7 protein-coding genes and 1 tRNA gene are annotated in these 10,631 nt (G+C 68.5%); 1 reads left to right on the top strand and 7 read right to left on the bottom strand.

Features of this window, described 5'->3' with window-relative positions:
* Positions 1–215 precede the first annotated feature (215 nt).
* From ACFPZL_RS06585 to secA, 3 genes are all read right to left on the bottom strand, one after another.
* A tRNA-Thr gene (locus ACFPZL_RS06585) sits at positions 216–288 on the bottom strand.
* A 55-nt stretch (positions 289–343) separates the two neighbouring features.
* Positions 344–1,327, bottom strand: coding sequence for a DsbA family protein (locus ACFPZL_RS06580; RefSeq protein ID WP_218116446.1), 984 nt, complete (start codon positions 1,325–1,327; stop codon positions 344–346).
* 81 nt (positions 1,328–1,408) lie between these two features.
* Positions 1,409–4,174: a preprotein translocase subunit SecA gene (gene secA / locus ACFPZL_RS06575; protein WP_218116447.1), complete on the bottom strand. Its 2,766-nt coding sequence runs from the start codon at positions 4,172–4,174 to the stop codon at positions 1,409–1,411.
* 147 nt (positions 4,175–4,321) lie between these two features.
* Here secA and ACFPZL_RS06570 point away from each other — a divergent pair, with 147 nt between their 5' ends.
* The gene (locus ACFPZL_RS06570) at positions 4,322–5,134 is read left to right on the top strand and encodes a polyprenol monophosphomannose synthase (RefSeq protein WP_218116448.1); all 813 of its coding nucleotides are present in this window, start codon (positions 4,322–4,324) and stop codon (positions 5,132–5,134) included.
* On the opposite strand, the gene ACFPZL_RS06565 is transcribed toward ACFPZL_RS06570, so the two are convergent.
* From ACFPZL_RS06565 to ACFPZL_RS06550, 4 genes are all read right to left on the bottom strand, one after another.
* Positions 5,118–6,680 carry a leucine-rich repeat domain-containing protein gene (locus ACFPZL_RS06565; protein ID WP_218116449.1) on the bottom strand — a complete coding sequence of 521 codons (1,563 nt, stop codon included), beginning with the start codon at positions 6,678–6,680 and terminating at the stop codon, positions 5,118–5,120. The two genes, ACFPZL_RS06570 and ACFPZL_RS06565, sit on opposite strands and share 17 nt — an antisense overlap.
* Positions 6,681–6,804: 124 nt before the next feature.
* On the bottom strand, positions 6,805–7,440 hold the full coding sequence (gene hpf / locus ACFPZL_RS06560; RefSeq protein ID WP_218116450.1) for a ribosome hibernation-promoting factor, HPF/YfiA family: 636 nt from the start codon (positions 7,438–7,440) through the stop codon (positions 6,805–6,807).
* A gap of 86 nt (positions 7,441–7,526) precedes the next feature.
* A complete protein-coding gene (locus ACFPZL_RS06555) occupies positions 7,527–8,300 on the bottom strand; it encodes a ComF family protein (protein WP_218116451.1) in 774 nt (257 codons plus the stop codon).
* A 670-nt stretch (positions 8,301–8,970) separates the two neighbouring features.
* Positions 8,971–10,631, bottom strand: a 1,661-nt coding sequence (locus tag ACFPZL_RS06550) for an LpqB family beta-propeller domain-containing protein (protein ID WP_382334917.1), incomplete at its 5' end; no start/stop codon positions are given.

Here is a 10,631-nt window from a genome sequence, read left to right as displayed (position 1 = left end):
CTGGGCGACCCGTCAGCCCTCACTTGCCCTGTCCAAAACCAACTAAAGCACTCTCTACGAAACTCGACACTTGACAGCCTCCTGCCGGACTTGCTTGTCGCGCTCCGAGGCGACGCATCGCGTCGCGCGCGGCAAGCCGAGCAGCTGCGCTGCTCGGCGGTTCGAGCCTGATAGGCGACGACGCGCAAAGGCCCCGCAATGCGGGACTTGCGCGGAGCCTCCTGCCGGACTCGAACCGGCCACCTGCGCTTTACAAGGGCGCTGCTCTACCAGATGAGCTAAGGAGGCGTGGGGTGGCCGGTCTCCCGGCCACCCTGACAGATTACCTGCCGTCGTCGGGGACTCAGGAGTCCTCGGACGTGGCGGACTCCTCCGCACCGTCGGTGCCGTTGCCCGACAGGTTGGAGATGATCGTGAGCAGGTAGTTCTCGAGGCCCTGATCGCGTGCCGGCCACCACTGCTGGCCGTTCACGATCACGGTCGGCGTGCTCACGACGCGCTGCGGCTCGTCGGCGGGCTGGAAGTCGGATTCCTCTTCACCGGTGAGCTGGTCGGTGCTCGCGCGCACCATCCGCGCACCGTCGGCGAGGCCGATGACCCCGACCTCGAGCGCCTGCTTGGTGTTGCCGTTGATGAAGTCGGCGAACTTCTGCGTCTTCACGCACTGCCTGATCTCGGTGGTCACATCGACGCCGGCGGCTTCGGCCTGCTCGAGCAGTTGGTCATCGGTCAGGCCGGTGGTGCCCTCCTGGGGCTGGACCTCCTCGCTCAACAGGAGGTTGTGCAGGGCGAAGGCGTGGTCGGGGTCGGAGTTGACGACGCAGCTCATGAGGTTACCCGCGCGGGTCGAGTACTTCGTACCGGCGGACTGGTTGTCGAGGAAGTTGATCGGGTAGACGGTGAGGTTCACATCGCCCTTGCCGACGTTGCTCTCGAGGAACGAGCCGTACTGCCCCTCGAAGTTGCCGCAAGCGGGGCACATGTAGTCGACGAAGACCGTCATGTCGACGGGCAGGGTCTCCCAATCCGATTCGACGGCCACGCGCTCAGCGCCCTCGGCCAGCGCCGGGGTCGGCACGACCGCGAGATCCTTGGTGAAGGTGACGCCGCCGGAGGCCATGTTCTCCGGGCCGGGGCCGGCGGGCTTGACCGCCTGGGTGAGCACGAGCGCGACGATCGCGAGGATCGCGAGCACGCCGAGGAGCACGCCGCCCTGCAGGTACAGCCGGTTGCGCTTCTCCCGCTTCTTCTCTGCCTCACGGGCGACGCGGGCCTGCTCGCGCGCCTGCTCGCGGCGCTCGTTCTTGGTCAGTTTCGGTTCTGCCATTCGTATCTCCGGTCGATTCGCCGCGCTCGCGGCTCCGTCTGATCGCGACGGTACGGGTAGAAGGGGGAGGTGCGCGCCGCGCTACTTCTTCTTGGCGCGTCGCTGAGCACGATTCTTGGGCTGCTCCGACTCGTCGCCGTCTTCAGCCGCGACCTGCTGCCCGAAGGCGCCGCGCTTGGTCGGCGCCGCGGGTGCGCCGCCCCGCCCTCGGCCGTTCCGCTGCGCCGCACCGGCACCGCTGACGGCGCTGTGGCCGTCCTCGTCGGGCGCGGTGTAGCTGAAGTTCGAGTCATCGAAGGAGGATTCCTCCTCGAGACCGCCGCCCTCGAGATGGACGTGATCCTCGGCGCCTTCTGCCGGGCGCACCTGCACCTCGAGGTTGTAGAGCAGCCCGAGGGACTCCTCCTTGATCTGCCCCATGGTGCTCTGGAACAGGGTGTAGCCCTCGCGCTGGTACTCGACCAGCGGATCGCGCTGCGCCATCGCGCGCAGCCCGATGCCCTCCTTCAGGTACTCCATCTCGTAGAGGTGGTCGCGCCAGCGGCGGTCGATCACCGAGAGCACCACGCGGCGCTCGAGCTCGCGCATCGCCTCTTCGCCGAGCGATTCCTCGCGCTTCTCGTAGGCGACCTCGGCGTCGGAGAGGATCTCGCGGCGCAGGAAGTCGCGGCCGATGCCCTTGCCGCCAGTCTCGCTCATGACCTCGTCGACGGTGATGTCGATCGGATAGATCTGCTTGAGGTCGTTCCAGAGCGCGTCGAGATCCCAGTTGCCGTCGCTGCCGTGCGAGTCGAGGATCGCGTCGATGACCTGCTCGCGGAACACGTCGACGCGCGCCTCGATGTCTTCTCCGTCGAGGATCTGGGAGCGATCCGTGTAGATCGCCTTGCGCTGGCGATCCAGCACGTCGTCGTACTTCAGGACGTTCTTGCGGATCTCGCTGTTGCGCTGCTCGACCTGGCTCTGCGCGCTCTGGATCGCGCGCGTGACCATCTTCGACTCGATGGCGAGATCGTCGGGGAAGCTCCCCCGGCTCATCAGCGCCGCCGCCGCACCCGCGTTGAAGAGGCGCATGAGCTCGTCGGTCAGCGAGAGGTAGAAGCGGCTCTCGCCCGGGTCGCCCTGACGGCCGGAACGACCGCGCAGCTGATTGTCGATGCGGCGCGACTCGTGACGCTCGGTGCCGAGCACGTAGAGGCCACCGGCGGCGATGACCTTCTCGGCCTCCTCGCCCACCGTCTCCTTCACCGAGGCGAAGACGTCGTCCCAGGCGGCCTCGTAGGCCTCCGGATCCTCCTCGGTGGAGAGCCCGCGTGCGGCCATCTCCTGCACCGCGAGGAACTCGGCGTTGCCGCCGAGCATGATGTCGGTACCGCGACCGGCCATGTTGGTCGCGACCGTCACGGACCCGAGACGCCCGGCCTGCGCGATGATCGCGGCCTCACGCGCGTGGTTCTTCGCGTTCAGCACCTCGTGCCGCACGCCCGCCTTCGCGAGCAGCCGGGAGAGGTACTCGCTCTTCTCGACGCTCGTCGTGCCGACGAGGACGGGCTGACCCGTCTTGTGACGCTCCGCGATGTCCTCGACGACCTGGGCGAACTTCGCCTCCTCGTTCTTGTAGACGAGGTCGGGCTGATCCTTGCGGACCATCGGCTTGTTCGTGGGGATCGGCACCACGCCGAGCTTGTAGGTCGACATGAACTCGCCGGCTTCGGTCTCGGCCGTGCCGGTCATGCCGCTGAGCTTCTCGTAGAGGCGGAAATAGTTCTGCAGCGTCACGGTGGCGAGCATCTGGTTCTCGGCCTTGACCTGCACCCCTTCCTTGGCCTCGATCGCCTGGTGCATGCCCTCGTTGTACCGGCGTCCGGCGAGGATGCGGCCGGTGTGCTCGTCGACGATCAGCACCTCGCCGTTGAGCACGACGTAGTCCTTGTCGCGCGTGAACAGCGCCTTCGCCTTGATCGAGTTGTTGAGGAACGAGATGAGCGGGGTGTTCACGGTCTCGTAGAGGTTCGTGATGCCGAGGTAGTCCTCGACCTTCTCGATGCCGGGTTCCAGCACGCCGATGGTGCGCTTCTTCTCGTCGACCTCGTAGTCGGCGCCGGGCTCGAGCTTCGTCGCGATGCGGGCGAACTCGGCGAACCAGCGGTTGGCCTCGCCCGACGACGGGCCGGAGATGATGAGCGGGGTGCGGGCCTCGTCGATGAGGATCGAGTCGACCTCGTCGATGATGGCGAAGAAGTGGCCGCGCTGCACGCGCTCGTCGGCGCTGCTCGCCATGTTGTCGCGCAGATAGTCGAAGCCGAACTCGTTGTTCGTGCCGTAGGTGATGTCGGCGGCGTACTCCTCGCGGCGCTCCGCGGGCGTCTGGCCGGCGAGGATGCAGCCGGTCGTCATCCCGAGCGCGCGGAAGATGCGCCCCATGAGGTCGCTCTGGTAGCTGGCCAGGTAGTCGTTCACGGTGATGACGTGCACACCCTTGCCCGCGAGCGCGTTGAGGTACGCCGGCATGGTGGCGACGAGCGTCTTGCCCTCACCGGTCTTCATCTCGGAGATGTTGCCGAGGTGGAGGTTCGCGCCGCCCATGAGCTGCACCGGGAAGGGGCGCAGACCGATCGTTCGCTTGGCCGCCTCGCGGACGGCGGCGAACGCCTCGGGAAGGAGATCGTCGAGGGTCTCGCCGTTCGCGAGACGCTCGCGGAACTCCGTGGTCTCGCCCCGCAGTTCCTCGTCGCTGAGCTCTTCGAACGAGGGCTCGAGCGCCGCGATCGTCTTCGCATAGCGTTCGAGCTTCTTCAGCGTACGACCCTCGCCGAAGCGCAGGGCTCGTTCGAGAACTGAGGCCACGTCGTGTCTCCCGTACGTTCGGGCGGCAGGCGCGCCGTATGCACACCGAGCCACCGTTGCCAAAATGTGACAACGCTAAAGCTTAGCAAGCCGAGACTGGGTGCGTCCTCCGATATCAGGCGGATCCTGCGCCCGTATGCTGGTCGCGTGAAGAGCGAAGGATCCAGCCGCTCGGCCTCCCCCGCCGCCGACCGCCTCCTCGTGATCCTGCCCACCTACGACGAAGCAGACACGCTAGAGGAAGTGACCGCGCGGATCTTCTCCGCAGTGCCCCATGCAGAGCTGCTGGTGGTCGACGACGCCAGCCCGGACGGGACGGGTGCGCTCGCCGAGCATCTCGCGGCGGTGGATCCGCGCATCTCGGTGCTGCGGCGACCCCGCAAGCTCGGGCTCGGCACCGCCTACATCGCCGGGTTCGAGCGCGCGATCTCCGGCGGCTACAGGTGGGCGGTCGAGATGGATGCGGACGGCTCGCACCTGCCCGAGGAGCTGCCGTCGCTGCTCGCGGCGGCGGAGGGCGGGGCGGGGCTGGTGATCGGGACGCGCTGGATGCCCGGTGGTCGGATCGAGGGATGGCCGTGGTATCGGCGTCTCATCTCCCGCCTCGGCACCGGGGTCGCACGCGTGGCGCTCCGCTCTCGGTTGCGCGACGCGACGAGCGGCTACCGGGTGCTCGAGACGAAGCGGCTCGCGGTCATCGAGCCCTCCCGGATCACCGCCCAGGGCTATGCGTTCCAGGTCGAGGTCGCGTGGGCGTTCGAGCGCCTCGGCGCGCTGGATCCGAGTTGCACGGTCGCCGAGGTGCCGATCACCTTCGTCGAGCGGCGTGCCGGCCGATCGAAGATGACACCCGGCATCGTGTTCGAGGCCCTGCGGCTGGTGCTGCAGTGGGGGTGGCGGTTGCGCTTCGCGCCCGGCCGGCTCGAGGCACCCGCGATGGTGACTACTTCTTCTTCTTGACGCTCTGCGTGAAGGTCCCGTTGAACACCGCCGTGTCGGTGCCGATTCGCACGCGTGCTTCCCACGCCACCCAACCGGTGGTGGGCTGCTTCCAGGTGACGCTCGTGGGCTTCAGCGTGCAGTCCATCGAGCAGTGCGAGTAGGCGATCCGGGATCCGCCCGGCGTGCGCACGACCGGGAGGGTGTACGGCTTTCCGACGGTGGCTGCGCTCCCGGTCAGCTCCTGGTCGCGGACCTGGAACAGGACCATGTGCTTCATCTTGTTCAGGCCCTGCAGCGAGCGGATCCGGTTCCATCCGAGCTTCAGGTGAGTGAGTTTCGTCAGCGGGCGGAGGTATTTCACGCTCGAGATCCGGTTGCTGCCCAGGTCCAGCTTCTTCAGCTTCGTCAGCGAACGGATCGCTTTGACGCTCCGCAGATTGTTTCTGCTGGCGTCGAGGCTCTTCAGCGTGCCGCGATACGCGGTGAGTCCCGAGAGCGAGGTGAGTCGCGCACCGCTCGCATGCAGATGCTTGAGCTTCGAGAGCTTGCCCAGACCGGAGAAGCTCTTCACCTTCGTGAAGCTGATGTCGAGCGATTGGAGTTTCGATGAACCGCCGAAGCCCGAGAGCGAGGTCAGCTGCCGATTCCACCGCAGGCTGAGGTTCTCGAGCTTCTTCATCTTCATGAGCCCCGCGACCGAACGGAGTCCGCCGCCCTCGATCTTCAAGGTGCGCAGTTCGGGCAGCCCCTTCCACTTCGCGAACGAGGCGATGCCGGTCGCCTGCAGCTCGAGTGTGCGCAGCGAGGTCAGCTTGTGGAGGCCGTGCAGGTCCGAGACCGAGTGGAACCGGTCGTATCCGCCCCAGACGAGGGTGCGGAGCCGCTTCAGCGGCGCGAGCGCCGTCACCGAGTTCACCTTCGTGTAGCCGATGTTCAGCGTCTCGAGCCGGGTCAGGCCTTCGAGGCGTCCGATCGTCGTCACGTTCGTGCCGTTGACGTCCAGCGAGCGGAGGCTGCGCAGCTCCTTCAACGGAGCGAGCGACACCACCGCAGTGTTCGACGCGTCGAGCTCGGTGAGGCTGGTGAGTCCGCGGAGCGGGGAGAGCGAGTCGATGCTTGTGCTGCCGAGGTCGAGCGTGGAGAGCTTCTGCAGGTCGGCGAGCTGCGCGATGGAGTCGAGCTGCTGGCCCTGCAGGTTCAGGCTCGTGAGGTTCACCGCGTGACTCAGCCCGCCGAGGCCGGAGATCGGGTTCAGCGGCACGTCATCTTCGTCGTAGTCGAAGCGCAGCTCGCAGTTCAGCGCGGTCAGCGATTCCATCTCGGCGATCGTGACGTCGCGGTACGGGGACGAGAGGGGCCGCTCCCCCAGCCCGGAGAGCACGCAGGCATGCAGGTCGCGGTCGGAGAACGACACGACCTCTTCGGGAACGGCTCCTGCCGGTGCGACCGCCCCGAAGAGCGCCAGCGCGAACCCGGCCGCAGCCGCGACCGGACCCGAGAATCCGCGGCGCCGATGGCGTGCGGCGGGACGTGCGGCTCGGCGTTCGCATTGCTTGGGATCCATGGCACCACCCTAGCCCGTCCCACCGACGACGGCGAGGTTCACGCGGGCACGACTGCGGCGGGGGTCGGCGCTCGCCGCACCCCCGCCGCAACGGGTGCCGGGCCCCGGTCTCCCGGGGTGACGGTCAGCCGTCGGAGAGCGAGATGACGCCGTAGTTCCATCCCTTGCGGCGGTAGACCACGCTCGGCTTCTGGGACTCGGTGTCGACGAAGAGGAAGAAGTCGTGGCCGACGAGCTCCATCTGGTCGACGGCCTCCTCGACGCTGAAGCGCTCGGCCGGGAACTCCTTCGTGCGGATCACAACGGGTGTGTAGTTCTCGGGCTCCGTCTCCGTGCCGTCCACGATCGGTACGCTGCCGGTCGCGACCGCCTCGATCGCCTCGAGCGGAGCCGGTGTCAGATCGACGACGTCGAAGTCGCTGGATGCGGCCTCTGCGAGCGAGGTGCGGCCGCGACCGCGACGATCCTGCTTGCGATCCTTCATGCGCCGGATGCGCTCGAGGACCCGGCCGTAGGCGAGGTCGAACGCCGAGTACTTGTCGGCGCCCTCGGACTCGGCGCGGATGAGCGGGCCGGGGCCGATGATCGTGATCTCGACGCGATCGCCGTTCTGCGGGCTGCGATCGGTGAGCCTGGACACTCGCACCTCGAAGGACTGCGCCTTCGGAAGGAGGGTGGCGACCTTTTCGGTCTTGGAATCCACATAGTTCTCGAAGCGGTCGGTGACGCCGATGCCGCGACCCCGGATCTGCACTTCCATGTTGACCTCCCTGGATTCAGGCGGGTGGCCCTCGCAGCGCACCTTCACGCCTTTCAGGAACCTTACCGCCCCCGGGCAGTTCGGTTCTACTCCTCGGCGGCATCTTGTGCAGTCTTCCCGACGGCTCCCAGCGTTCTTCCATCACCCCGCTCGACGACGCACAGCGCCGCAGCGCCGATCACCACGGCACCGACGGCCCGCAGCGCCCGGCTCGTTGCGGCGACCGTCGCTCCGGTGGTCACCACGTCGTCCACCAGCACGACCTCACGGCCGCGCAACGCGCCCCGCATCCGTCGGCGAACCTCGACCAGTTCCGCGTTCCGCAGTCTGGCACCCGGATCGAGCCCGACCTGCGCTCGGCGACCCGGCAGCGCCCGCAGTGCGTTCGGGAGCAGCAGCGGCTCGGCCAGGGCGGAGCGCACCAGCAGCTCCACATGGCGGTAGCCGCGCTCGCGCACTCGGGCCGCACGGGATGGCGCGGTCACGACGATGGGAGGATCCGGCCCGCGCGCGAGACTCAGCGCGGCGCGCAGTGGAGCTCGCAGTCGCGCGCCCAGGTGTGGCGCGAAGCCGGTACGCCCACCGTGTTTGAGCGCGAGCAGCAGGGCGCGCGGCGGGCCATTGTATGGACCGGCCACGCACACGGTCGATCCAGCGGCGGTGCGGACCCAGCGGGCCTCGCCCGCACCGCTGCGCAGCTCGGCGAGGCAGTCCGCGCAGCAGTCCCGGTCGGGCGCACCGCAGACGGCGCACTGCGTCGGCCAGATGAGCGCGAGCAGCCCATACCGCACCTCATCGAAGGAGCCGCCCAGCCGGGCGCGTACTCCCGCGCACGCGCTGGATTCTGTTCGCTCTCCCATGTTCACCAGACTGCCGCACCGCACTTCTCGCCAAGGCCGTTCCGCCGAATCCGTGGACAACCCGACCGCACGGCCCGATCCGCCGGGTTGTGAGCGCCGAAGCCCCGTCCGACGCCGCGTCCCCTCGTCCCGCCCCCGTCCCGTCGCCCGCCCCCGTCCCTGCCCCCGCCTCCACCACTGCGTTCCCGACCAGTGGCCCCTTTCCTGACGAGCGGCCCCGTTCTGCCCGGTGTGTACGCGGGCCGCTCGTCAGGAAGGGGGCCGTTCGTCAGTAGTGGGTTCCCAGAGGGCTGCCGCGGGCAGGCGTCGCCTGCCCTTGCCGTGGGCCTGATGGCGTGCGGTCGCAGGTGATCTCGGCGGGTGACTGCGGCCGCATGCTGTGTTCAGACGCGACTCACCCCGGTGAGCGGCCGTGACCGTGGCCGTGGCCGATGACGTTTCAGGGCAGGCTCGGCGGAGCCGAGCGCGGCAGCCCGGTGACAACGCTCCCGTCCGACCCTCCCCTGCTGCGCGCAGTTGCTCAGTAATGCGGGGTGCATGGCTCTCGCACCCGTTACTACTGAGCAACTGCGCGAGACGAGGAGGAGGACGGGAGGAGGAAGGAAGGAAGGATGAGGGAAGGATGAGGGAAGGATGAGGAGGAAGAGAGCGCGGCGGCCCGGGGCGCGGACTACCCCGAGCGCACGATCAGACGCACGTCCTCGCTCTGCAGCTGCCAGCCGCTGCCCTGCGGCCCGAACAGCCGCCCGTCGCCGTCGAGCACCCGGATCAGCGAACGGCTGCCCCCGCCGCTCACCGCCGCCGCATCCGCGACGGTGCCGATATCGCTCGGCAGCTGGCCGAGCGGGGCGAGGGTGACCTTCACCCCGGCGCCGGCCCGGCTCAAGGTGACGATCCGCGTCTCGTCGACCCAGTCGAGGTCGACCGGGGAGCCCGACGTCACCAGTTCGCGTCGGGCGATCTCACCGAGACCGACGGGCCGCTGATCCGCATCCCGCACGATCGCGATCACGAACACCGCCGTCATCCCGTCGTTGCCCTCGACGAGGACTGCCAGTCGGTTCCCGCCGGGCGACACGCGCACCGCCAGCGGCTCCCGATCCTCGAGGCCCGGCAACCGGAGCAGTTCCGGCGAGCTGCCCGGCAGCTGCACCAGGATCCGATCCGGATCCGACTCCGCATAGCTCCACACGTACCCGAAGCGATCGAGGGCCGGCTCGAAGAGACCGCGGCGCAGGTCGATCGTGACCGTGTCGTTCTGCGACACCCAGGTCACCGCGGAGCCGCTCTCGCCCCGATGCCGCACGGCCGCGCTCGACCGGTCGGCCGACAGCGTCACCGCGTCGGGATTCAGCTCCGCGATCCGATCTCCGATCCGCGGCAGCGGGACGATCTCGCCCCCGCTGAGGGTGCCGATCCCGTCGCCGCGGATCACCGTGGTGACCAGGTTCTCGACATTGCGCGTCTGGTTGTCGGGCACCGTCACCGACGCGGAGTCGACGATGGCCCCGTTCACCGAGATCTCGAAACCGGTGACGCCGGGCACCGACTGCAGGCTGGCCGCGATCTGCTGCTTCACCTGCTCCATGTTGGCCGGCTCCGACGTCAGCAGCTCGGGGGAGAACTCGATCCGCGCGATACCCCCGTTCACCGGCACCGAGTCGGACGCGAGCGTCGTCCCGCTCGGGAACCCGGTGCGCAGCGCCTGCGCGTCCGCCTCGTTCGGCCCGTCGAGCAGCCCGCTGATGATCTGGGTGCTGAGCGTCGCGCGGTTGAGGAACCATCGGGTCTCGGCCACGAGTCGGTTGTCGGGCGTCAGGAAGTAGAGCTGGCGGTTCGTCCACACCGCGGAGAAGCTGATCCGGTCGAGGATCACCCCGTTCGGCGCGGAGGAGATCCGCCATTCCCCGCCGACCTGCGTGAACTCGAACCGCATCACCGTCTCGGGGCCGGTCGGCAGCGGCGAGAGCGTGCCGGCCGAGTCGACCGTTGCGAGGCCCGAGAGGGAGAGCTCGCCCACGTTCTCGCTCGGCGACGCGTAGGGCTGGATCCCCTCGTCGATGAACACGCCGTCCTCCGGCTGCCACTGCGCCGCGTACGCCGGGGCGAGGAACTCGCGGGCGATCGCGTAGTCGTCGACGCTCGAGGTCGCCGCGCGGATAAAGCCGCGCACGATGTCCTCCTGGTCGGCGCCGGCCGCCGGACCCTCGGGGTTGAACTGCACCGGCTGCTCGCCCTGGTTGAGGCTCGCGAGCCCCTCGTGGACGGGCCCCTCGCTCGGAACGGCCTGGCACGCCGCGAGTCCGGCGGCGAGCGCCAGCGCGAGCATCA

The sequence above is a fragment of the Leucobacter soli genome (genome assembly GCF_042659205.1).
GTDB classification, from domain to species: domain Bacteria; phylum Actinomycetota; class Actinomycetes; order Actinomycetales; family Microbacteriaceae; genus Leucobacter; species Leucobacter soli.
The sequence above is the reverse complement of the archived record's forward strand: the minus strand, read 5'-3'. Positions and strand labels throughout refer to the sequence as shown.

Coding starts and splice junctions, on each gene's coding strand:
- ACFPZL_RS06565 (WP_218116449.1), bottom strand. CDS start 6,680: ATGGATCCCAAGCAATGCGAACGCCGAGCCGCACGTCCCGCCGCACGC.
- hpf (WP_218116450.1), bottom strand. CDS start 7,440: ATGGAAGTGCAGATCCGGGGTCGCGGCATCGGCGTCACCGACCGCTTC.
- ACFPZL_RS06555 (WP_218116451.1), bottom strand. CDS start 8,300: ATGGGAGAGCGAACAGAATCCAGCGCGTGCGCGGGAGTACGCGCCCGG.
- ACFPZL_RS06580 (WP_218116446.1), bottom strand. CDS start 1,327: ATGGCAGAACCGAAACTGACCAAGAACGAGCGCCGCGAGCAGGCGCGC.